The 24,585-nt window shown below is 40.0% G+C and carries 23 protein-coding genes; 12 read left to right on the top strand and 11 right to left on the bottom strand.

What is annotated here, in order from left to right:
- The first annotated feature begins 128 nt into the window (after nt 1–128).
- Nucleotides 129–755: a glutathione S-transferase family protein gene (locus PSE69_RS08215; RefSeq protein WP_272675205.1), complete on the top strand. Its 627-nt coding sequence runs from the start codon at nt 129–131 to the stop codon at nt 753–755.
- 60 nt (nt 756–815) lie between these two features.
- On the opposite strand, the gene PSE69_RS08210 is transcribed toward PSE69_RS08215, so the two are convergent.
- Nucleotides 816–1,148 carry an MliC family protein gene (locus tag PSE69_RS08210; RefSeq protein WP_004919278.1) on the bottom strand — a complete coding sequence of 111 codons (333 nt, stop codon included), beginning with the start codon at nt 1,146–1,148 and terminating at the stop codon, nt 816–818.
- Nucleotides 1,149–1,386: 238 nt separating this feature from the next.
- Here PSE69_RS08210 and PSE69_RS08205 point away from each other — a divergent pair, with 238 nt between their 5' ends.
- The 3 genes from PSE69_RS08205 (at nt 1,387) to ttcA (ending at nt 5,128) form a co-directional block, all read left to right on the top strand.
- Nucleotides 1,387–2,082 (top strand): aspartate/glutamate racemase family protein, encoded by a 696-nt coding sequence (locus PSE69_RS08205; RefSeq protein WP_036940038.1) that lies wholly within the window; start codon nt 1,387–1,389, stop codon nt 2,080–2,082.
- Nucleotides 2,083–2,525: 443 nt separating this feature from the next.
- Entirely contained in the window at nt 2,526–2,774 is a 249-nt protein-coding gene (locus PSE69_RS08200) for a helix-turn-helix domain-containing protein (RefSeq protein WP_004919272.1), read from the top strand.
- Nucleotides 2,775–4,213: 1,439 nt separating this feature from the next.
- Entirely contained in the window at nt 4,214–5,128 is a 915-nt protein-coding gene (gene ttcA / locus PSE69_RS08195; RefSeq protein WP_014658240.1) for a tRNA 2-thiocytidine(32) synthetase TtcA, read from the top strand.
- 343 nt (nt 5,129–5,471) lie between these two features.
- Here the strand turns inward: ttcA and zntB are convergent, their stop codons facing one another.
- A complete protein-coding gene (gene zntB, locus PSE69_RS08190; protein ID WP_004919264.1) occupies nt 5,472–6,455 on the bottom strand; it encodes a zinc transporter ZntB in 984 nt (327 codons plus the stop codon).
- A 718-nt stretch (nt 6,456–7,173) separates the two neighbouring features.
- Complete coding sequence (locus tag PSE69_RS08185; RefSeq protein WP_121875032.1) at nt 7,174–8,796, bottom strand: peptide ABC transporter substrate-binding protein; 1,623 nt, start codon at nt 8,794–8,796, stop codon at nt 7,174–7,176.
- Nucleotides 8,797–9,241: 445 nt separating this feature from the next.
- On the opposite strand from PSE69_RS08185, the gene tpx reads away from it, so the two are divergent.
- Nucleotides 9,242–9,745 carry a thiol peroxidase gene (gene tpx, locus PSE69_RS08180; RefSeq protein WP_014658239.1) on the top strand — a complete coding sequence of 168 codons (504 nt, stop codon included), beginning with the start codon at nt 9,242–9,244 and terminating at the stop codon, nt 9,743–9,745.
- A gap of 46 nt (nt 9,746–9,791) precedes the next feature.
- On the opposite strand, the gene PSE69_RS08175 is transcribed toward tpx, so the two are convergent.
- From PSE69_RS08175 to pspA, 8 genes are all read right to left on the bottom strand, one after another.
- Nucleotides 9,792–10,166: a hypothetical protein gene (locus PSE69_RS08175; protein ID WP_014658238.1), complete on the bottom strand. Its 375-nt coding sequence runs from the start codon at nt 10,164–10,166 to the stop codon at nt 9,792–9,794.
- A 177-nt stretch (nt 10,167–10,343) separates the two neighbouring features.
- Entirely contained in the window at nt 10,344–11,903 is a 1,560-nt protein-coding gene (gene tyrR, locus PSE69_RS08170; RefSeq protein ID WP_014658237.1) for a transcriptional regulator TyrR, read from the bottom strand.
- Between the two features lie 237 nt (nt 11,904–12,140).
- The gene (locus tag PSE69_RS08165; protein ID WP_004919253.1) at nt 12,141–13,196 is read right to left on the bottom strand and encodes a YcjF family protein; all 1,056 of its coding nucleotides are present in this window, start codon (nt 13,194–13,196) and stop codon (nt 12,141–12,143) included.
- Nucleotides 13,193–14,590, bottom strand: a complete 1,398-nt coding sequence (locus PSE69_RS08160) for a YcjX family protein (protein ID WP_004919250.1) — start codon at nt 14,588–14,590, stop codon at nt 13,193–13,195. Before PSE69_RS08160 ends, PSE69_RS08165 begins: the two co-directional genes overlap by 4 nt.
- Before the next feature lie 120 nt (nt 14,591–14,710).
- Nucleotides 14,711–14,893: a hypothetical protein gene (locus PSE69_RS08155; RefSeq protein ID WP_004919249.1), complete on the bottom strand. Its 183-nt coding sequence runs from the start codon at nt 14,891–14,893 to the stop codon at nt 14,711–14,713.
- An 89-nt stretch (nt 14,894–14,982) separates the two neighbouring features.
- Complete coding sequence (gene pspC / locus PSE69_RS08150; RefSeq protein WP_121875031.1) at nt 14,983–15,336, bottom strand: envelope stress response membrane protein PspC; 354 nt, start codon at nt 15,334–15,336, stop codon at nt 14,983–14,985.
- Nucleotides 15,336–15,566 (bottom strand): envelope stress response membrane protein PspB, encoded by a 231-nt coding sequence (gene pspB, locus PSE69_RS08145; protein WP_004919244.1) that lies wholly within the window; start codon nt 15,564–15,566, stop codon nt 15,336–15,338. The genes pspC and pspB overlap by 1 nt, the downstream gene beginning before the upstream one ends.
- Before the next feature lie 79 nt (nt 15,567–15,645).
- Nucleotides 15,646–16,317, bottom strand: coding sequence for a phage shock protein PspA (gene pspA / locus PSE69_RS08140; RefSeq protein WP_004919242.1), 672 nt, complete (start codon nt 16,315–16,317; stop codon nt 15,646–15,648).
- Between the two features lie 284 nt (nt 16,318–16,601).
- Here pspA and pspF point away from each other — a divergent pair, with 284 nt between their 5' ends.
- The 7 genes from pspF to sapF all read left to right on the top strand — a co-directional run bounded on the left by pspF (nt 16,602) and on the right by sapF (nt 24,457).
- Nucleotides 16,602–17,615: a phage shock protein operon transcriptional activator gene (pspF, locus tag PSE69_RS08135; protein ID WP_121875030.1), complete on the top strand. Its 1,014-nt coding sequence runs from the start codon at nt 16,602–16,604 to the stop codon at nt 17,613–17,615.
- A gap of 550 nt (nt 17,616–18,165) precedes the next feature.
- Nucleotides 18,166–18,774 (top strand): hypothetical protein, encoded by a 609-nt coding sequence (locus tag PSE69_RS08130; protein ID WP_004919238.1) that lies wholly within the window; start codon nt 18,166–18,168, stop codon nt 18,772–18,774.
- A 366-nt stretch (nt 18,775–19,140) separates the two neighbouring features.
- Complete coding sequence (sapA, locus tag PSE69_RS08125) at nt 19,141–20,814, top strand: ABC transporter substrate-binding protein SapA (RefSeq protein ID WP_004919235.1); 1,674 nt, start codon at nt 19,141–19,143, stop codon at nt 20,812–20,814.
- Nucleotides 20,815–20,816: 2 nt separating this feature from the next.
- On the top strand, nt 20,817–21,782 hold the full coding sequence (gene sapB, locus PSE69_RS08120; protein WP_004919233.1) for a putrescine export ABC transporter permease SapB: 966 nt from the start codon (nt 20,817–20,819) through the stop codon (nt 21,780–21,782).
- Complete coding sequence (gene sapC, locus PSE69_RS08115; RefSeq protein ID WP_004919231.1) at nt 21,769–22,659, top strand: putrescine export ABC transporter permease SapC; 891 nt, start codon at nt 21,769–21,771, stop codon at nt 22,657–22,659. Before sapB ends, sapC begins: the two co-directional genes overlap by 14 nt.
- A complete protein-coding gene (gene sapD, locus PSE69_RS08110; RefSeq protein WP_272675204.1) occupies nt 22,659–23,654 on the top strand; it encodes a putrescine export ABC transporter ATP-binding protein SapD in 996 nt (331 codons plus the stop codon). The genes sapC and sapD overlap by 1 nt, the downstream gene beginning before the upstream one ends.
- Nucleotides 23,654–24,457 (top strand): putrescine export ABC transporter ATP-binding protein SapF, encoded by an 804-nt coding sequence (sapF, locus tag PSE69_RS08105; protein ID WP_004919225.1) that lies wholly within the window; start codon nt 23,654–23,656, stop codon nt 24,455–24,457. The genes sapD and sapF overlap by 1 nt, the downstream gene beginning before the upstream one ends.
- Nucleotides 24,458–24,585: the final 128 nt, after the last annotated feature.

The following is a 24,585-nucleotide window of genomic DNA, read 5'->3' as shown; positions in this document are numbered from 1 at the left end:
ATAGGCGTCGTTTCATCGTCGCCATTAGCAATAATGGCGCTTTTAGCTGATATCACCACATTTAAATTGCGCTTCCTATAGAGCTATGTTATTCCCATTATTTCTTATTGATGCTTTTCGAGGCCGTTATGCTAAAGATCCTAGGTCGTACCACATCAATCAATGTTCGCAAAGTCCTGTGGGCTGCACAAGAAGCTCAACTTCCCTTCATTCATGAGCCACAATGGGGAGATGAGTTAAGCCTAAAATCTGCTGATTATCTTAAGCTTAATCCTAATGGGCTCGTCCCCGTATTAATCCACGAAAATGGTATTTTGTGGGAAAGTAATACAATTTGCCGCTATATTGCCACCAAAGCACAACGCTTTGATCTGCTGCCTGAAAGCCCAGAAGAAAAAGCAGACGTTGAAAAATGGATGGATTGGCAAGCAACTGAACTAAACAGCGCATGGCGTGCTGCTTTTATGGCACTTGTTCGGAAAAGTGATAGTTTTATTCAGTACCCTGAATTGATAGCTAAAAGTACTGATGAGTGGAACAGTAAAATGCTGCTGCTTGAAGCAGAGCTTGAAAAAAATGGTAATTTTATTAATGGAAAACAATTTACGGTAGCTGATATTACTCTAGCACTCTCTATACATCGCTGGTTGCTTACACCGATTATTAGGCCAAACACCCCTGCTATTTCACAATATTATCAGCAAGTATTAACGCGTCCTGCCACTAAATTATATTTAGACCCCAATATCCCTTAATTTCAATAACCGATAATTAGTAAAGTAGAGTGTGCTAAATAAATTAGCACACTCCATTAATTATTTGACTAATTTACAAGTACGGCCTTTATCATCAGTAATGCGATTGTTAACAACATCATCTTCAGAAATTGTGGCTAAATTAAACTCATTCTTCCCATGAGACCACAACTGCATGTTTTCGCCAACATAACGAGCGCCATTTGCTGCTGGAGCGCTTTTTAACACGATAAGTTCATCGCTATAAAGCATCACAGCGGTATTTTCATCAGGGAATGAAACCCTAATTTTTTGATCTTCACACTTATAAGTGTCCGTTTTTGCCGCAAAAGCAGATGACGCTGTTAATGCAGAAACAAGTGCTATAGCCGAAACTGAAATAACTTTACGCATTTTTTCTCCTTAAATCGCTTTGAGAGGTTCTTACCTCTCGGCGATATCATGACAAATCTCATTTTTTGATACATAAGATTCATCCGTAATTATTCTTTTTTTGTCATTTCATTTTATTTTTTTAATTTATCTAAGAGTTTCTACTTGTTATTTTAATAGCTTAAATAATCTATTGCCCTAAAAAAATAGTTGTTATAGAAGTATTCTTAGCTATAAAAAATATAATGGAGAAACGGATATGAAAACAATTGGTTTAATCGGGGGAATGAGTTGGGAATCAACTTTGCTTTACTACCGGCAGATTAATGAAGGCATCAAGCAACAGCTTGGCGGTCTTCATTCAGCAAAAATCGCTTTATATAGTGTCGATTTCGCTGAAATAGAACATATGCAATCGGCAGGGCAATGGGAGCTTGCGGGTCAATACCTTGCGCAGGCAGGAAAAAACGTAGAGCAAGCAGGTGCTGACTTTGTTGTACTTTGTACTAATACAATGCACAAAGTTGCCGAGCAAATTGAGAATAACATTAATATTCCTTTACTGCATATTGCTGATGCGACTGGCGAACGCATTATCAATTCAGGCATTAGAAAAATCGGTTTATTAGGTACGGCTTTTACGATGGAGCAACCTTTTTATAAAGATCGTCTTCATGAAAAATACAATTTATCTGTGCTCACACCTAACGACCAAGATAGAAAAATTGTTCATGACATCATTTATCAAGAGCTGTGCCTAGGAAAAATCACTACCGGATCTAAAAAGCAATATCAACGAATTATGGCATCACTGGTTGAAAATGGCGCGGAAGGGATCATTTTGGGTTGCACAGAGATCACGCTATTGGTAGATCAAAATGATACATCGGTACCTATTTTTGATACAACGGCTTTACATGCTCAAAAAGCTGTTGATTTTGCTTTAAGCGAATAATAAATATTTATTTCCTTGAAAATAGCACCTTACTATTATTAGCTCAAAATAGAGTAAGGTGATCTTATGAGGTTAAATACTTTATTGATAATAGACCTTCTATTTTTGAAACAGATAAAGTGGGATAGATTTATCGTTTTTACTTTTAATTGTATTTACCTCATTTTTCGTCATTTCTTACCATGCACTAAGTGGATTTACTTAACTTTTCTTATGTTAAGAAAAATTATTTATCCAGTGATATTAGTTTTAATATCTATAACTGTACAAATCTGACATTTTTTAGATTCATTTATCGCCAAATTCACTATTAGATAAATATAAAATTTCCATATGATTATTTTGACTTTATGAAATACACTTTTTTAGCAGAATAATACTATTGAATTAATCATATTATTTCTGATAATAGCCTTACATTTTACGCTATGGATAATTGACTCATGAAGCAACCAAACTTTAGAGGAATCGCTTTAGGCAACTATATTAGAAAACTACGTACATCCCGAGGTATCTCTACAGAAGCCATGGCTGCTGCATTAAAAATATCAGAACGAAACTATATTCAATATGAAGAAGGAAGCGTCTCTATTTATGTGGAACACCTAATGATTGTTTCTAGTATACTGGATGTGGATATTAAACATTTGCTTGAAGTTTTTGAAAAACCAGGAAAACCAACTTGGATATAGATATTGACTGTCCTTCCTTCCCCCCTGAATATACAGCAGGGCTAAACGCCCTACTGTTTCCAATGTTATTTAATTTTTTGTTATTCTTAGTATTATTCTAATGATCATTTTATGATAAAGACTAGCTAGTAAATTTAATAATTAATAGTTTTAGATGAATAATAAAATTTAACAATATGAGTTAAATAAGTTAACAAGCATGCGCTTTACAAAAAAAACAGTAATAATCGCTCAATATTAATGTGTTATTGCTACTTTTATTAGCAACTATGCCATCGTATTTTTTAATATCTAATTGATAAAGCAATGCATTATCAAAATATCAACGAGATATACTGTGAATTTCTAGCTGTTTTTTAATGCGTTAATAATTTTTCACTGCCCTAAAATTTATTCTAATCCAATCGCAACATCAAAGCTAAACCACTTTATGGTGGCAGCCAATATTTTTGATTTCTTACCGACACACGATGTCAAAAACCCTATGCTTGACTGATAAACGCCATAGCAGCATCAGCCAATGAAAAATCTACTTTTTATTCACTAATCACCACTGAATACACTTTTGATGACATTTAATCTTTATTTATTTAATATATAACTTAAGTTGATTTTTTATCTGGGGTATTGGGTGAGTAAATTACATAAATACTGCACAAGTCGGTATTCATTAGCCATTGTATTTTTCCTGATTTGGATGTTGATCCTTCCTAGTATGACGTTTGCCTCGATACTTGTGTTTAAATATCGAGTGCTAGATGTAAATCATGCCTATTCACTTATGTTAGTCGTTTTATTTGTCAGGATTTTTTTATCCATTATTGTGATTCTATTTTTATCTTGCATGACATGGATACAACCATCGATATGGCGGGTTATCGCTTTATCTGTTGTGTTAATGCAATTTGTTTTATGGCTAGATTCATACATACCTTGGCTAACTAATCTCCGTCACTAATGCCGCCATTATCGCATGCCAACCGATATAATTTATTGATATATAAGTACCTCTATCACTATGGAACCCACGCTTTTTAGAGGTTGTAATGCGCGTTGCTACGATACCTAAAGATTCTAGGATTTAACAGATTTGAGTTTGATCTTTTGACTATAACTTATGATTTTTCATTATGTTATGAACACCACAATAATTGAATTATCTTCCATTACTAAAGCTCCTCATTTATTAAAATGGATCAATTTTGACTTACCTGTATCGAAAGACCTCGTCCATCTGCTATTATGGCTGGCTTAGCAATTTCCTTACCGAGGATTGCCTTAAGTTTTTTGTTAGTGAGTTTATTGCCCGCATCCATAAAGCGCCTTATTTCTTATACAAAAGATACAGCAAGATGATAGGCAATGAGGACAATTAAAAACAAAAAACTTAAAAATCATTGAATTAAACAATAATCAGCAACGATACAGAACAGTAGAAAATGAACGCACAGAAAGAACAATATAACTTTAACAAGCTACAAAAAAAATTGCGCCGCGATGTAGGGCAAGCCATTGCCGACTTCAACATGATTGAAGATGGCGATCGGATTATGGTCTGCCTATCTGGTGGTAAAGACAGTTATACCCTACTTTCTATTTTGCAAAGCTTGCAAAAAAGTGCACCGATCTCTTTCTCGTTGGTTGCTGTCAACTTAGATCAAAAACAACCCGGTTTCCCCGAGCATATTCTCCCCGAATACCTTGAAAACCTCGGAGTCGAGTACAAGATTGTTGAAGAGAATACCTATGGGATTGTAAAAGAGAAAATCCCAGAAGGGAAAACAACATGCTCACTATGCTCCCGTTTACGTAGAGGCATTTTATATCGTACCGCAACAGAATTAGGCGCAACTAAAATCGCACTAGGCCACCATCGCGACGATATCTTACAAACTCTTTTTCTAAATATGTTTTACGGTGGAAAACTAAAAGGTATGCCACCTAAATTAATGAGCGATGACGGTAAACATATTGTGATCCGCCCTTTAGCTTATTGCCGAGAAAAAGATATTGAGCGTTACGCCCAAGCAAAAGAATTTCCAATTATTCCGTGTAATCTTTGTGGCTCACAACCTAATCTACAGCGTCAAGTAATTAAAGATCTGCTACGTGATTGGGATAAACGCTACCCAGGTCGTATTGAAACGATGTTCAGAGCCACTCAAAATGTCGTTCCCTCTCACTTATGTGATACTGAGTTGTTTGATTTTAAAAATGTCGCTCATGGCGATACCGTCATCAATGGTGGCGATTTAGCATTTGATCGAGAAGAAATCCCCACACAACACCAAGTTGATGATGACGATAGACCTGAATTTACTGCGGAACGCCTGAATGTTATTGAGGTGAAATAACGCCATTGCCACCATCACTTTGTATGAAGGTGGCAAGATACTTATTTGTATCATGTTGCGCACCTGAATGTCGCTACCCCAACAAATATCCGTTTTGCATTCTCCACAATGTGAATGGATTGAAGGTAAATTTAGAATAAAAAAAAGCCGATGCAATATACATCGGCATTACAGTGGTCAATTATTCTGTACAAGAACTCAATATGAGAAAAACTACAATTATGGAGCACAACGTTCATCGCTCAACGTTGCATTCACCTGCGGAATTAATAGTGCCCCAAATCAACGTACCTTTTATTGATTTATCTCAAACAAGGGTGGGTTAACACAGATAACTTTCTTTTTAAAGCCAACGGCTTTTTCTCAACCACCAAAAAACAGTACCAATTAATACCGCCAATAAGAGACAAAATACGCTGAATGCAAACCTAAATTCACTGCCAGGAATACCTGCTAAATTGACCCCAAATAACCCTGTTAAAAAAGTTGTTGGTAAAAAAATCATCGCAAGTAGTGACATCGTATAAATACGACGGTTCATCATTTCGGTCATCATATTGGTGATTTCATCAGACATAATTGCTGTACGCGAAACAAAACCATCCAAATCCTCAATACAACGCCCTAAACGATCGGAAATTTCCTGCAACCGCCGCCTATCGGTATCATCAATCCATAATAGCTTTTCTGTCGCCAAACGCGCCAACATATCCCGCTGTGGTGCCATATAGCGACGTATCACAATAATTTGTTTGCGTAATAACGCGAGTTCACCGCGCTCAGGGATTTCACCATTCAAAATGGTATCTTCCATCCCAATTAAACGTTCATGTAAAGTATCGGTAAAGTCGCTGATTTCATCAGTAATCGCATCCGCAACTTCCACCAGCCAATCTCCGGTACTTTGCGCACCAACCCCTTCTTGTAAGTCAATAATAACTGAGTCGAGCGAATTTACTTTTCTATGGCGACTTGAAATAATCAATCGACTGTTAATAAAGACACGGAAAGCGACTAGCTGTTCAGGGCGCTGGCCTGCATTAGTGTTCAACGTTTGCAATGTTAATAAAATGCCATCGCCAACTCTCAAAATTCGCCAACGACCTGCATGGCCACAAAGCGCGGCTTTAACTTGTTCGCTAAACAGCTCTGAGTTTTGGATCCATTGCTCACTTTCTCGATTTTTATAATCATAATGTAGCCAAAAAGGAGATTGTTGAGTGGCACTCGCGTTAACATCAAGGGGAATAAACCCACCCTCTCCATTTAATTGGAATGCATGTACAGGGTTTGAACTCTGAAATAATGAGCCATAAATCAACGCCATGCCGTTATCTCCTTCCTTTTTAGCCAGTTATCGTTATAGCATAGAGGGAATGTGCCGGAAATATCAAGGTGAAAAATAGCGTTGGCCCAATTCACGGTTTTATCGTATCGATAATATAAGAAATATCTTAGATTAGATTGAATATATAGGTAACATAAAATATAGGTTGAATAACGCCTATTTTTGCTTATTTGCTTATTAGCTTATCTCAAATAAGCCCTACCAAAGCTTGAAATATCAGTATGGTACTGTTAAATCACATTTAGAATATTTATTATTCTCCGTATTTTCACCATACCTGCTTATTATCTATTCATCATGGTAGTCATAACAAAATTCGCAAGTCCCTACTATCCAGCCTAACGCCTATATTAATAAGGCACATCAAAGCGAGTATATTCTCTTCGCTTATTCGACGTAATATATAAAATTTTGTTTAATTAACAGACAGCTATCAGATAATACGTAAGAATAATGCGTTAAAATGAAAGTATAGTCAGTAGAAGCGAACGATTTGTTTTGCAACCGCCATTTTTGCTAAATACCAACATTACTTTGCCACAAAAGAACAATAAATTAACATCGGACTACATTAGTATTCACTTTGTAGTGTTTATTCCTTTTTTGGTCCTCCTTCTGTCTCTCCAGCGGAAGGAGCTTTTTCTTTTTTACACCCCAAAAAACAGCCCATATAAAAATATATAGGCTGCGTATGGCGTTAGTGTTCAATAATATAAAAACTATGGCTGTATGCCACATCTTCAGGGTTTTCTATTGGATACCCTTTTAACCATGGCTTAATCAAACGCCCATTCGTATACTGATATATTGGGGCAATCGGTGCTTCTTGAGCGATTATTTCTTCTGCTTGATTATAATAACGGTTACGCAACTCTTCGTTTGTCTCAATACTCGCCGAAGCCATCACCTCATCATATCTTTTGCTATTAAATTTGGGGATATTGCCACTGTGTTGAGCGGTTAATAACGATAAGAAGGTAGAGGGTTCATTAAAATCACCTATCCAAGATGCCCTAATGACGTCAAAGTTCCCCGTATTGCGGCTATCAATATAGGTTTTCCATTCTTGGTTGACTAGCTTAACTTCAGCCCCCAATTTTTTCTTCCACATTGAAGCCACAGCAATAGCAATTTTTTGGTGATTTTCCGAACTATTATACAGAAGAACCAATCTTAACGGGTTATTAGGCCCATAGCCTGCTGAATGCAATAGCGCTTTTGCCTTTTCATCTAACTCTTTTTGGGAAGCATTATCATACATCCCTTTTTGCGGTTTGAATCCGGCTGTCACGTCTGGCGTAAAACGATTTGCTGGCTTTTCCCCTGTACCTAATACTTTTTTAGCAATCAAATTACGATCAATCGTCATTGATAAGGCTTTACGCACACGAGCATCGTTAGTTGGCGCTCTTTGTGTATTAAATGCATAGTAATAAGTGCCTAATTGGTCAGGTGTGAAAACCTCATTAGGAATATCTGCCAGTAATTTTTGATAACGTTGTTTAGGGAAAGATTCTGTAATATCCAAATCCCCCGCTAAATAGCGATTTGTTGCATTTGACTCTTGGTTGATAGGAACAAAAGTCACTTTTGTGATCACAGTATTTGCATGATCCCAGTAGAATGGATTTGGTGTTAACACAATTTTTTCATTAACCATTCTATCCGATAATATAAATGCACCATTACCCACTAAATTACCAACTTTAATCCAATCCGCACCATATTTTTCGATCGTCTTAGCATGAACAGGGAATAAGCTAAAGTTAGCCGTTAAGGATGGGAAATAAGGAATTGGCTTATCAAGCGTAATTTTAAGGGTTCGTTTGTCAATGGCTTCTACCCCCAGTTGGTCGGCAGGTAATTTCCCATCAATAATTTGTTGTGCATTATTAATACCAGCAAGGGCACCAAACCACGCAAACGGTGAGGTATTTTCAGGCATAACTAACCGACGCCAGCTATATACAAAATCGTCGGCTGTCACAGGATCACCATTTGACCAACGTGCATCAGGACGTAGCTTAAACATCCACGTTTTATTATCCGTCGTGCTCCAACTTTGCGCAACGCCGGGGATAGGTTTCCCATGACTATCTTGATTAACCAACCCTTCGAATAAATCACGCATAACCTGAGCTTCAGTCAGCCCAACAGACTTTATCGGATCTAAGGATGCCGGTTCATCTTTTAGATGACGGGTCACCTCTTGCTTTTCTGCCAGTACTGTACCAGCAGGAATAACAGCCGAAACAGCAGGAGCAGCGGTAAACATCGCTGTAAAAATAATAGCTAAAGATGAAAGTGAGCGTTTATGCATTTTGGGATTCTGTCGTATTAGCAAATAAGGTTAACTGACAATTTCGTGCTACGAGACCGAAAAATCAGCTAAGCAAATATAAAAGATATTCTACATATTATGACTAATAAAATATCTTAGCTAGAGGTTGATGGCTTCACAAAACGACCAAGAACCCTTTAGGCATCATATTCTTTCATTGTTTAAAAATCTATATACTCTACTCTAATCTGTTTCCGATGACAGACTCTTTTCTCACCACTTTAACCCTTTCTAGGTATTGTGCTTTCCCCATGGAAAATCACTTGATTTAAAATAATGAGATAAGCACTTAATTAGCAATCAAAGCAAATTGGTTGTGTTATGTTGCTATTGAATTCATCTAGTGCTAGCTTGGTCGCTAGCAAGCTCATCAATAATAATATTCGTAGTTTCACAAACTTGCTCATATATGGGAGAAAATAATATGTCACAGTCCGTCAAGTTAAAAGGTAATGAAGTCACCGTTGATGGTGTATTTTTACAGCCTGGCCATCAAGCAAAAGCATTTACCTTAGTGACTAAAGACCTTTCTGAAGCAACATTGGAAAGTTACAAAGGTAAACGTAAAGTTCTGAACATTTTCCCAAGTGTTGATACTGGCGTTTGCGCTGCATCTGTACGCAAATTTAACCAACTTGCCAATGACCTCAACAATACTGTTGTCCTGTGTATTTCTGCTGACTTGCCTTTTGCACAAGCACGTTTTTGTGGCGCAGAAGGTTTAGACAACGTTGTCACTCTTTCTACTTTCCGTCACCCTGAGTTTGCCAAAAACTATGGCGTTGCGATGACGAGTGGCCCACTAAAAGGGTTAACAGCACGTTCTGTTGTCGTATTAGACGAGAATGATAAAGTGATTTATAGCCAGTTAGTTCCAGAGATCACTGAAGAACCTGATTATGACAAAGCACTTGCTGCATTGAAGTAATCCTCAATAGCAGCCAGCCTAAAAACTGGCTGCTTATTCCCATCAACTATTCCACATAGAGCCAATTCAGTGGCTTGCCCTGTTTAGCATTCACTAAACTCGCAAACAGTTTATTTTCGCTCATCATATTGACTAACGAGTGAGAACAACAACTGAGGATTTTCATTGCCTGCTCTTTATTTGCGGGGCATGAGGATGTGAGGATATCAATAATAAGATCACGGGGTTTATTGCCATTTTTAACAAGGGCTTCCCATGTGAAACGATGGCGTTTTTCTAAATAGCGGGCTGCCGCTCTATTCATCAAATATAACTCAGCAGCCGAGGCCGCTGACTCAAACATATCATTTTTATAATGACGTTGATTGAGATACTCACGTAGTTTTGTATTCACAATAAAGTTAAGAGCGAATTGATCCATAGCAACTCCTTGCAGGCACACGGGTGGCCTTGCGATATCGGTTATCATCAATCAAAATACAGCTTTAACGTTTTTCAAATGAATATCCAGTTATTCTCAGTATAGTTTGCTTTTTGTGCTAAAAGATACCCGCAGTGATGAAATCATCGCCAACGATCACATTTTCATCAAAAAAAGTTATTCTTGCTCTTTTTTCTGGCTCAATCCATATTCGCGTAACTTATTCGCAATCGCGGTATGGGAAACGTCAAGGCGTTTTGCCAACTTCCGTGTACTTGGATAATCACGATATAAACGTGCGAGTACCGATGCCTCATAACGTTTTGTTATTTCATCTAACGAACCATTTAAAGAGTCAACAGCCACCGTTGGTAAATTATCTATTTCTGGCAAATCAATATCATGTGAATTCAGGACATCCCCTTCTAATTGAGTTAAGCCTTGATAAATGGCATTTCGTAACTGCCTTACATTACCAGGCCAATAATAGCGGCTTAGATAATCAACTAAGGAAGGTGCTAATCGAGGTTTAGGGATATTTAACTCTTTAGAAAAATTCGCGACAAAAACCTCGGTTAGCGGCAAGATATCTTCTTGTCTTTCACGTAAAGGAGGAATAGTTAAGCTCAAAACATTTAAGCGATAATATAAATCTTCCCTAAATTTTTTCTGTGCAACGAGCTCTGGCAGGTTCTTTTGTGTGGCACAAATGACCCGCACATCCACTTTCACTTCTCGCTCTTCACCGACGCGCCTAAATGTTCCATCATTCAGAAAACGCAATAGTTTTATCTGCATTTGCGGTGACATTTCCGCAATTTCATCCAATAATACCGTGCCACCGTTTGCCTGTTCAAAGAACCCTTTTTTCCCATCTAAGGCATTCGGATATGCCCCTGCTGCATAACCAAACAATTCACTTTCGACCACATCATCAGGCATTGAAGCACAATTCAGCCCTAAAAATGGCGCACTACCGCGTGCACTATGCAAATGACACGCTTTGGCTAGCATATCTTTACCTGTTCCCGTTTCCCCAACTAACAATAAAGGCTCATCTAACATTGCGATACGTTTAGCACGTTCGACAACATGTGACATGGCGGGGCTACTGGCAACGATAAGGTCAAAACCATCCACATCTGCACCCACAATTTGCTTGCGCTGTTTTTCTAATATCGCTATTGATTTTAGTAATAAAACAGCACCAGTACAGTGTGACTTGCCATTTTCATCCGCTAAGATGATTGGCGTGACTTGCATTAAATAGTCATTTCCTTTTACGGTTACTCTTTCCGTATAAGGCTCAGGCTCTTCTCGCTCAAACCAACGTTGTAAACCATGGTTACTAACCAGTTGCGAGAAAGTCTTTTGTTTTATCTTGGTTTCATCCACGCCAAAAATTTGTAATGACATTGGGTTAACCAATTCAATGTTTAGTTTATTATCGATGGATAAAACTGGTTCAGGGAATGAGTTTAATAGCGCCCACACCGCCTTATGCTCCCGCTCAGACGGCATGAAAAAGATACGACGTACATCAATTACGCCATTAATACGACGAATTTCTGCCATTAACGTGCTAAACACCTGAAAATCAACAGGCGTAAAATTGAGGTATATCCGTCTCTGCGCCGATATTTCAATGCCTTTAAGATCAATATTCTGTAGGACCAATAAATCAAGCAATTCACGAGTTAGACCGATACGGTCTTGGCAAGTCACTTCGAGGCGCATGGATAAAAACCTTTAGCAGAAACAATATAGATCTAATATTTTAGCTTGATTTACGGTAAGAATACAGCACATGTGTCACATATTGTTGACACTAATAATTTACAACGTGGGAAAATGGCAAAAATTGCTATTACGACAACAAGTAATAATCAGGGATGGTAGTAAAGATAACCACTTTCTGTTTTTAGGCTGGCAAGTGTACTTTACTGTCAATCACACCTGCCAGCGATGAGACTTTTATTTAGCGTCTTTTTTGCTCGGAACCGCATTTTTTATTTGGCTCAGCAGTTGCCCTCGGAAATCAGCTAAACGCGGTTTATCATCAATCCACGGCAATGGGCGACACAACTCCATCGCTTTAATCCCTAATCTGGCGGTTAATAGCCCTGCACCAATGCCTTGTGCGGCACGAGTAGATAAACGAGCTGTAATATCTTGTGATAACCAGTCCATACCCACTTCACGGATCAGCTCTGACGCTCCGGCAAAAGCAATGTTAATTAATACCATTCGAAAGAGTCGAATGCGGCTGTAATACCCTAATTCAATGCCGTAAATTGCAGCAATTCTATTAATTAAGCGAATATTTCTCCATGCAATAAATGCCATATCAACAATGGCAAGTGGGCTGACCGCAATCATCAGAGCAGACTCGGCCGACGAGCGGCTGATCTCTTTACGTGCTTGTTCATCAAGAATCGGCTGAACTAATTTGCTATACAACTCAACCACTTCACGGTCATTGTGTGTTTCCTGTATCGTAGCCTGCCAACGTTGCACTGCGGGATGCTGCTCCGAAAGTGCCGACTGTTTTGCCAGTTTTTCACAAAAAACTTTCCCTTGCCCCATGCCATGGCTGTGTAGCAATTCCCTTGCAATATCACGCTCTTGAGCCCGCTCTTTTAAGCGATATAGACGCCGCCATTCTGTGGCAATTGATCCGACACCTGCAACGACAATTAGTCCTCCTGCGGCTGCTGTACCCAATGCAGTCCAATCTTGCGTGACCCATGACGTGTGGATCCAGATACCTAACTGAGCCATCACACTCACAGCAAAAATCCCAACTGCCGTTCCGACTAGCCTACGCCAGAAACTCCTTTTAGGCTTAAGCGCTTCGTTAATTAAACTTTCAACCTCACCTTCTTGCTCATCTTGCTCGGCCTCAATTTCTACGGGCGTAAATTTATGTTGCTCTTGCGGATCAAAGTGGCGTGCTTTTCTGAGTTTTTCAGCCTCTGCTGCTATATCTTCTTCGGAAAAATCAACTCGTTGTTTGATTGGTTCATTCATTTCAATTTATCTCCCAACAAGAACTCCAGTGCACTGTCCATCCGAATATGAGGTAACGGCTGATCTAACGGTGTTTGCCGAGGACGGAAGTTTTCAAACTCAAACCGCTGCTTTTGCCAAAAGACTTCACTCGGAAGCCTTTTTGGAACCTCCCCTGGATAGAATGTCATCAATTGACCATCGCTCAAACGTTCCCCTTTTAATGCTGGCAGCTTTTCACCTTGATAATCAACAATACCACTCTCTGTGGCTTGGATAGACGCAAGACCAATACAATCCATGCTAATTCCTTCGAATGCTGCGTTTTGCCAAGCCTCTTGGACCAACTGCTGTAATAACGACACTAGGTTGGCATGTTGATCTGGCGTGACATGGTCAGACTTACTTGCAGCAAATAGCAACTTATCTATGCAGGGGGAAAACATACGTCTTAGTAGCGTTCGTTTACCATAATGGAAGCTACGCATTAGCTGTGTCAGAGCCATGCGCATATCGTTAAATGCGTCCGGACCACTGTTTAAAGGTTGTAAACAGTCCACCAGAACAATTTGCCGATCAAACCGTTGAAAATGGTCTTTATAAAAGCCTTTTACAACATTCTCACAGTAATATTGATAGCGACGCTGTAGCATACCAATGTTGGTATGCTTATCGGCTTGCGCCAGTTTTTTCTCACCATATTTTTCGATATTCGGCCATGGAAAAAACTGTAATGCTGGCGCTCCAGCAAGCTCCCCTGGAAGTACAAAACGTCCGGGTTGAATAAAATGTTGGCCTTGCGCTTTACACTCTTCTAAATACGTGGTGTAGGCCGTGGAAATTGCCGCGAGTAAATTTTCATCGGCGGGTGCGAGTGGGTCACATGACTCACATAATGTTAACCATGCTTGCGCAAGCTTACCTCGCTCCCCTTTTTGTAAGGTCTTCATTTGAGAAGACCATTCTAAGTAGCTTTGATCAAGCATAGGAAGGTCGAGTAACCATTCCCCTGGATAATCGATAATTTCCAGATATAAAGAAGAGTTATCAACAAAATGACGAAAAAATGAGTCTTCTGAGCGATAATGTAATTTCAAGCGTATTTCACTGACACCGCGTGTCGGCGTTGGCCATTGAGGGGGATGACCATATAATTGTGCGATCCCTTCATCATACGTAAAGCGCTGGATCGAAAAATCGCGTTGCGGTATCCGTTTTACACCCAGTAAACGGTTATCTCGTGCGGCTGAAAATAGCGGTAAACGCGCACCACTATTTACATTTAATAGCTGATTTACAAGAGAAGTAATAAATGCTGTCTTTCCACTACGACTCAGCCCAGTTACGGCGAGCCTAACATGGCGATCGACACTACGATTCACCAAATCCGTCAATTCATTTTGCAGCCGTTTCATATTTCTCCCACTCGCTCAAATATTATTGATGCCTAATTTAGCATAAATTCAGCATCACTAATTTGTTGAGTGCAATTTGTTTTTATACGGTTCAATCAATAACCACTGTATTTTATACGATTATTTTACTATCCGTTTTGTTAAATAACCGATGACCCACTTACTGCCTACTATTTTGAGTATTTTACCAAGAATACCTCCTGGTCCATAAGTTATGGCAAGTGTTGCAACTATCTTCAACCCTTTACTGAGTGCTTGTTTTTTGGCTTGTTGTTTGAGTTTACGTTTAATATTCGTTTGCATAGTGCCACCGCATGAATTTAAGCGTTGGATAGACATTTTAGGGAATAAAACAAAAGTCTTATTCCCCGAAATGTGAGGGCGCACATTAATTATAAATGACGAAACTTACTATTAACGGTATAGGTATCTGAGGTGACATAGCGCTCTATTTGGCGTAAGCGTAGTTCACCTGATTTTAACTGTGCATCAATTTCATTAAATAGTTTTGAAACTTCAACACTAACATCTTGACCTTGATAACCACTTGGAGCTTTAGGTAGCACAAAACACATGACGATATATAAGACCAGTGTTAACCCGAAGCTCATAAAGAGTGCCAATATGGCAATCACCCTGACTAAGGCAACCGGTAAATCAAAAAATTGTGCGATACCGGCACACACTCCGCCAAAAACACGACGGTCAGTTAATCGATATAATTGGCGATTGCGAAAATTGGTCATTATTTTTGCCTCCAATTAGGATGTTCCGCATCCAGAATATCTTCCAACGTTTTAATGCGCTGTTGCATACGTTGTGTCTGCTCTGCAAGCTGAGTTAAACGTTGGATTTCATTTTCTGTTAGCTGGCTCCCCTGCCTGTTATTCTGTTTGTTGTAGTGTAACCACAACCAAAACGGCAGAATAAAAATGAGAAAAACAATCAGTACGAGAGACAGAAAAACATAGCCCATCACATTTCCTTATATCAAATGGTGGTATCCGCTTCCCTAGCGCAGCCATTCGCTACGCTAAGGTTTAGGGATTACAAAATTACTGTTCTTTATTAGTGTTGATTTTAGCCTTTAATGCCGCTAATTGTTCACTAATTTCATCATCTGCTTTCAATTCAGCAAATTGTTGTTCCAATGATTTTTGTTTACCAATACCGTAGCTCTGAGCTTCACCTTCCATATGGTCAATACGGCGTTCGAACTGCTCAAAACGTGCCATTGCTTCGTCTAACTTACCACTATCGAGTTGACGACGAACATTACGGCTAGATTGTGCCGCTTCTAAACGCACCATCATGGATTGCTGTTTAGCGCGCGTTTCTTGCAATTTATTTTCAAGCTCAGTGATTTCACCTTTCAAGCGCGTTAGCGTCTCTTCAACAATAATAAGCTCATGTTTTAAGGTATCAACCATTGAGTTGACTTTTTGCTTTTCAATCAATGCGGCACGCGCAAGATCTTCTTTATCTTTCACAAGAGCCAATTCCGCTTTTTCTTGCCAATCAGCAACTTGCTTTTCGCCCATTTCGATACGACGCTCTAAACCTTTTTTCTCTGCTAAAGTACGAGCCGATGTCGAACGGATTTCAACTAGCATGTCTTCCATTTCCTGAATCATCAGGCGGATCATTTTTTGCGGATCCTCTGCTTTGTCCAGCAAAGATGCGATATTTGCATTAATGATATCGGCAAAACGTGAAAAAATACCCATTATTTATTTCCTCTTGATGGATTTTATCATTCAGTAGAGCCTCAACCCGATTTTGGCTTCCAACCAATACGTGATGCTCCGTTTAACTGTTTTCATCCGCCACATAACGTTGTGACAAGGACATTCGTTCTATTACGATTAATTTACTGCAATCAGCGTGCCAACTTTCATAAAAATACATAACACTTTGAATTATAACCAATAAATTATTTTTATATTCATTAGCGTCAATCTAGACTATATTTTAAATAGGCCAACAAAACCAACTATTGGTAAAAATAACCATGAAAAACACTAATGATACAATTATTGGTAACTCATCTAACTTTTTAGATGTACTTGAACGGACGTCTGAACTGGCTCAACTAAATAAACCCATATTAGTCATTGGTGAGCGCGGTACAGGTAAAGAGCTAATTGCCGATCGCCTACACTACCTTTCTCCTCGTTGGCAAGAACCCTTTATCTCCCTAAATTGCAGTGGACTCAATGAGAATTTGCTAGATTCTGAATTATTTGGCCACGAAGCAGGCTCATTTACGGGCGCTCAAAAACGCCATCAAGGTCGTTTCGAACGGGCAGATAAAGGCACGCTGTTCCTCGATGAACTTGCTACTGCGCCTATGTCCGTACAAGAAAAGCTTCTTCGTGTTATTGAATATGGCGAACTTGAACGTGTTGGTGGCAGTCAATCTCTGAAAGTCAACGTGCGTTTAGTGTGTGCGACAAATGCAAATTTACCTGAATTGGCAAAAGAGGGCCGCTTTCGGGCAGATCTACTTGATAGGTTAGCCTTTGAAGTGATCCGTATTCCACCTTTACGTGAGCGTGTGTCCGATATCATGCTCTTAGCCGAACATTTTGCCATCGCAATGTGTGGTGAACTCAAACGCCCATATTTCAGCGGCTTTAGTCCAAAAGCACAGCAAGCGTTAGAGCAATATCCGTGGCCGGGTAATATTCGTGAATTAAAAAATGTGGTTGAGCGTTCCGTTTATCGGCATAAAGATAATGATGCGCCTGTTGAAACAATTATTTTTGACCCTTTTGGTGAGAAACTCGCCGTCCTCTCAAACCCTGAAAAGATACCAGAGCAAAAAATATCATTACCCTCTTTGCCATGTGATTTACGCCTTTGGCAGCAGCAAAGTGAAAAACAATTACTTGAGCAAGCTTTACAACAGAGCCAATTTAATCAGCGTAAAGCCGCTCAGCGGTTATCTCTAAGTTATGATCAGCTACGTGGGTTAATTAAAAAACATCAAATTAATCTTGATAATTTATCAACTAATAATTAAATCGATATGATACTAAAATAAATTAAAAGCTCTGTTATTTATCTCTTATGGTGTTAAATATCCGTTTCAGTCAACGTCAAAACGAAGCTGACTGAACATGGCATGATTGTCTTTAACAGCACTTAAATGCTATTTCTCGGCAATAGTAGCTACATTTGCAATTAATGAGTGATTAATCCATAAACTATCTTTTCTCCCTATTAATAGTATTATTCGTAGGGGGAGTAAGAACGTATATTTTTATTTGTAGTGTACAACATAATTGAGTAGATAAATAATGACCGAACTAAAATAGCCGATGTGATTTTTTAAATATTGTTAATCTTCATATATCACTCTACTATTACATTAAAGGATAAATGGCTAACATCTCGATTAGTAAATATACGTACATCTAATAAGTGTGAAATAAACTGCAAGTAAAGCTATCAAGTTAACTGAGTTTAATTTAATTAACATTACGAAAGCTAATCACTTAATTTTTATTTTATACGTTACTTGTCATTGACCGTTTTGTCACTATTTATGGCTATATTTTTGAGGGTATAAAATGGCTATCATAAAAAAAATGATTTTATTCTCTTTATTGATAAGTTGCACTTACTCTGCACATGCAATCGGTATTATAAAAGCACTTTCTGCATGCGATAGTCGTTTTTTTGAAGAGATAAAACATAACCAAGAATTCGCAATGATCCCCCAAAATATCACTATCGCTGAATTATTTAGTCAATCAGGCATTAATATTCCTTTGCAATACACCACTAAAGATGGTTTAGAACTTACCCACTTTATCGCCATTGCTATTGATCTTGAGCGTTATAAAGAAATTTCTAATAACCGGATTGGGGGAAGGTTTTATTACTGGGGGTTTGAAACATCCATGCCAGAACAAGATGTCATTCAACATTTATCTCAGCACATCCCCCTGATTGAAGGGGCTGGCTATTTTGTCGCCAATTCAAAAATGCGAAATGCGATTTCTGAACCTTGGCAAAAAAACCTCACGCCAGTTAGCGGCCTGATCCCTGTTGGTGATTCCGCTGAAAAACTGTTTTTTATCGAAGCCAACAAGGAAAATAACACGGTTAAAATTATGTGTACTTTACAAGGCAATGTTGAAGAAAAGGATTTACAAGCCGTTGGGTTAATACACTAGCCGACCCTTATCCGTTTTGATATGTATAATCTATCTATTTTGAGATAAAAAAAAGCCAGCACCCATGCTGGCTATAAAAAAACACTGGAAGCAATGTGAGCAATGTCATGCCTGACCACAAGCTTTTTGCTTAGGAGGCAAAGCGAATGATAATAGTTATCAGTACCATTTGTAAAGCGGTTTAATGAGATTTTTTCTCATTTAATTATAATTAGATGAATTTTAATAATATTATTTTCCTTTTTCAGACTGTTTTCTATTCATGACGGCCCTGCTTGTCCTAAAAATAAACACTATTTTTGCTTATATCCTGTCAGCCCCTTTTTACGCTACAATAGGATATTTAAGGTTAACGATATCAGTGCTATGCGCTTAATAATTCTTTGGCTTCTATTTACTTTTTCACTGGTCGCTCAGGCTAACGATGTGTCATATCAGGATACTGCGGCGAATGATGTTCCCAAAAACATCCGTCAAAACGGTTTTATCTATTGTGTTAATGGCATTGTTACCACTTTCAATCCCCAGTTAGTCAGTAGTGGCCTAATTGTCGACCCCTTGGCAGCGCAAATTTATGATCGCCTGCTAGATGTTGACCCTTTTACCTATCGGTTAATTCCGGAAGTGGCGTCACGCTGGGAGGTACTGGATAATGGCGCAACTTATCGATTAACACTGCGTAAAGATGTCAAATTTCAACAAACACCGTGGTTTACTCCAACACGTAATATGAATGCCGATGATGTTGTTTTTAGCTTCGCTCGCATGTTTGAAGTTAATCATCCTTATCACTACATTAATGGCGGTCACTACCCCTATTTTGATAGTTTGCAATTTGCCAATAGCGTACAAAGTATTCGTAAATTAAATGATTATACGGTTGAATTCCGTCTGAATGCCCCTGATGCTTCTTTTCTATGGCACTTAGCGACCCACTATGCGCCTATTTTATCGGCTGAATATGCCGATCACCTCGCTCAAATTAATCGCCAAGAGATGATTGATTGGCGCCCTGTCGGCACCGGACCATTTCGCCTTGATGACTATCAAGCAGGCCAATTTGTCCGTCTGTTTCGTAATGATAACTACTGGAAGGGTGAACCTCGCATGAAAGAGGTGGTTATTGATATGGGCGCTGGCGGTACGGGGAGAATCTCAAAATTGCTCACTGGCGAATGCGATGTGTTGGCTTACCCTGCCGCCAGCCAATTGTCAGTGTTACGTGATGACCCACGTCTACGCCTATCAATGCGTTCAGGCATGAATATCGCATATTTGGCTTTCAATACCAGCAAGCCCCCTTTGGACCAACTCAAAGTGCGCCAAGCCATCGCTTATGCCATTAATAATGATCGCTTGATGCAATCTATCTACTACGGCACAGCAGAAACTGCCGCTTCGATTTTGCCACGAGCTTCTTGGGCCTATGATAATCAAGCCAAAGTGACTGATTATAACCCCGAGTTAGCCAAAAAAATGTTACAAGAGCTAGGACTGGAAAACTTGCAACTTGACCTTTGGGTACCTGTTTCATCACAATCGTATAACCCTAGCCCATTAAAAATGGCTGAGCTTATCCAAGCTGATTTGGCGCAAGTAGGCATTATCATGAATATTCGCTCTGTCGAAGGCCGTTTTCAAGAGAACCAATTAATGGATCGCTCCCATGATATGACTTTAGCGGGTTGGGCGACCGACAGTAACGACCCAGACAGTTTCTTCCGTCCTTTGCTGAGTTGTGCCGCGATAGCTTCTCAGACCAACCTAAGTCATTGGTGCAGCCCTGCTTTTGACGAAATACTGCATAAAGCACTGTTAACGGAGCAACTTGCCGCCCGTATTGATTACTATCATCAAGCCCAACAGCTACTGAGCGATGATTTGCCTGTTTTACCTCTCGCTTACTCTTTACGTTTGCAAGCCTATCGCTTTGATATGAAGGGCCTCGTGATCAGTGCATTTGGTAATACTTCATTTGCAGGCGTGTACAGAGATATGAATGAAAATAGCCAAAAAACAGGTCATAAACAGGAACAGTAACCATGATCATCTATTCGCTGCGTCGTTTACTTTTGCTGTTAGTCACCGTTTTTTTTCTCTCTTTGGTGAGCTTTAGCCTCAGCTATTTCACGCCTAATGCGCCTTTAAGCGGCGCATCGCTTATTGATGCTTATCTATTTTATTTCGATGGTCTACTCCACTTTGATTTTGGCGTTTCCAGTATTAATGGCGAACCCATTACAGAGCAATTAAAAGACACGTTCCCTGCAACAATGGAATTGTGTATTTTAGCCTTTATGTTTGCCCTGATCGTCGGTATTCCTTTAGGGATGATTGCCGCCTTTTGGCGAAATAAACCCGCGGATATTGCAATCAGCACCTTTGCATTACTTGGCTTTTCTGTACCCGTCTTTGTGTTAGCGTTAGTCTTGACACTGTTTTTCTCACTACGATTAGGCTGGCTGCCAGTGTCTGGGCGTATTGATCTTCTCTATAATCTAAAATCTGTTACAGGTTTTGCATTAATTGATGCTTGGCTTTCCGACTCACCTTATCGCCAACAAATGATCATAAACGTACTCGAACATATGATTTTACCTGTATTAACACTGGCTCTGGCTCCGACTACCGAGGTCATTCGTTTAGTTCGAAATAGTACTGAAGAGATAGCCAGTGAAAATTACATTAAAGCGGCTGCAACGCGTGGGTTATCACGACTTACCATTATCCGTCGTCATATTTTCCACAATGCGATCCCGCCAATTATCCCTAAATTAGGCCTACAATTCTCTACCATGTTAACACTGACCATGGTGACCGAATTGGTATTTAACTGGCCAGGACTGGGGCGTTGGTTAGTCACCGCCATCCGCCAACAAGACTACTCTGCTATTTCTGCTGGCGTCATGTTGATTGGGGCCTTAGTGATTACCGTTAACGTACTGTCTGATATTTTAGGGGCAATGATGGATCCGTTAAAACATAAGGATTGGTATGTCCTCAGATAATTTTTATCGTGAACAGAAGATGCCTTCCCCTACGCGGGTTGTCTGGAATATTTTTTCATCTGATATTCTCTCGATGATCGGTTTCTATGGCGTGCTATTTTTATTGGCGCTCTCTTTTATTGGCCCTTATATCGCGCCCTATACCATCGATCAGCAATTCTTAGGTTACCAATTATTACCGCCTTCTTGGTCTCACTATGGTAATGTCGCCTTTTTCCTAGGTACTGACGACCTCGGCAGGGATATCCTAAGCCGCCTCATTTTGGGCACAAAATCGACGTTCGGCGCGGCATTATTAATCACTTTTATTGCCACTCTAATAGGCCTGATATTAGGCTGTCTAGCAGGGATGACACGGGGCTTAAAGTCAGCGGTTTTCAACCATATACTTGATACATTGTTATCCATCCCGTCTTTGTTACTTGCCATTATCGTGGTTGCATTCATGGGCGCGAGTTTACAAAATGCTATGCTCGCAATCTGCTTAGCCCTGATCCCTCGCATGGTAAGAACAATTTATGTTGCTGTTCACGATGAGCTAGATAAAGAGTATATTGTTGCTGCTAGGCTTGACGGCGCATCAAATATTTTTATTTTGTGGTATACCGTATTACCTAACATTACCCCAATCTTAGTAACAGAGCTGACGAGAGCACTTTCTATCGCTATTTTGGATATTGCCGCGCTGGGCTTTCTTGATCTGGGTGCACAGTTGCCCTCTTCTGAGTGGGGAGCCATGTTAGGGGATAGTTTAGAGCTTATCTATGTTGCCCCTTGGTCAGTCATTTTGCCCGGTGCAGCGATTATGATAAGTGTCTTATTCGTCAATTTACTCGGTGATGGCTTACACCGAGCAATCAATGCGGGGGTTGAATAATGCCATTGTTAGACATCCGCAATTTGACCATTGAATTTATGACAGCCAACGGCCCAGTCAAAGCCGTTGACCGTATTTCGATGACCCTTACTGAGGGGGAAGTCCGTGGTTTAGTTGGTGAGTCTGGCTCAGGTAAAAGCCTCATTGCCAAAGCCATTTGTGGCGTCACCAAAGATAATATCCGTGTTACCGCCGACCGCTTTCGCTTCCAAGATATTGACTTACTTAAACTTAGCCCTCGTAAGCGTCATCGGTTGATCGGTCATAATATTTCGATGATTTTCCAAGAGCCGCAATCTTGTCTCGACCCCGCCGAAAATATTGGCAAGCAATTGATACAGGCTATCCCAGGCTGGACTTATAAAGGTCGTTGGTGGCAACGTTTTAATTGGCGTAAGCGCCGAGCCATCGAATTATTACACCGCGTGGGGATCAAAGATCATAAAGACATTATGCGTAGCTACCCTTATGAACTTACTGATGGTGAATGTCAAAAAGTCATGATAGCCATTGCAATTGCGAATCAGCCACGTTTATTGATAGCCGATGAGCCAACCAATGCGATGGAGTCCACTACCCAAGCACAAATTTTCCGACTGCTCGATAAGCTTAATCAAAACAATAATATGACTATCTTGTTGATCAGCCATGATATGGAAATGATGTCAAAACTCGTGGATAGAATTAACGTGCTTTATTGTGGTCAAACTGTTGAAAGCGCAACACCAGAGGATATTTTGCAACGTCCTCGCCACCCCTATACACAAGCACTGATTCGTTCAATACCTGATTTTGAAAGCCCGATTCCCCATAAAGGCCGATTAAATACCCTTCCGGGCGCCATCCCATCGCTGGAACATCTTCCAATTGGCTGTCGCCTTGGCCCCCGCTGCCCTTATGCACAACGGACATGTATCGTGGCTCCACCTCTACGTAATATCAAAAACCATCTGTTTGCCTGTCATTATCCGCTAAATACGGAGGAACCATCCTGATGGAAACGTTACTTGAGGTTCGCAATCTCACCAAAACTTTTCGTTTTCGCGAGGGGCTATTCCGCCGTTATGAATTAGAAGCGGTGAAACCATTGAGCTTTAACTTACAGGCAGGCCAGACATTAGCCATTATTGGTGCCAACGGTTCGGGGAAATCAACCCTTGCTCGTATGTTATCCGGCGTCACGGAGCCGACCGCAGGCGAGATTATGATCCGCGGTCACCGCCTCAGTTATGGTGACTACAGTTACCGTAGCCAGCGTATCCGTATGATATTCCAAGATCCCAGCACCTCGCTAAACCCTCGCCAACGTATTGGTCAAACCCTTGAGTTACCACTAAAGCTGAACACGGAACTGACCGGTATTGAGCGAGAGCGCCGTATTATTCAAACGCTTCGCCAAGTGGGTCTATTGGCCGATCATGCAGAATATTACCCTCATATGCTTGCGTCAGGCCAAAAGCAGCGTGTCGCATTGGCAAGAGCGCTAATTTTACAGCCTGAAATTATTATTGCGGATGAAGCATTGGCCTCCTTAGATATGTCAATGCGTTCACAAATTATCAATCTGATGTTGGAGTTGCAGGCAAAGCAGGATATTGCTTACATTTATGTCACGCAGCATTTAGGAATGATGAAGCATATTAGCGACAAAATGTTAGTCATGGATAAAGGGGTTGTCGTCGAGCGCGGAAATACTGCTGAAGTGCTAGCGTCACCACTTCATGATGTCACCCGTCGATTGATTGAGAGCCATTTCGGCGAACCTTTATCCATTGAAGCATGGCGACAGGATATTTGACTGCTCCGAGGAGAACAGCAAAATACCCTTCTTTATGCAATACATGGTAAGATATCGACGATTCGTCAATAAAAAATGCGAAAACTACCCAAGACACGGTGTCTTCTGTTATATTCGCGTTTTCAATA

Source organism: Providencia sp. PROV122 (assembly GCF_028482365.1).
GTDB lineage: Bacteria > Pseudomonadota > Gammaproteobacteria > Enterobacterales > Enterobacteriaceae > Providencia > Providencia stuartii.
Note: the sequence above shows the minus strand (reverse complement) of the source record. Positions and strands in the feature narration are given on the sequence as shown.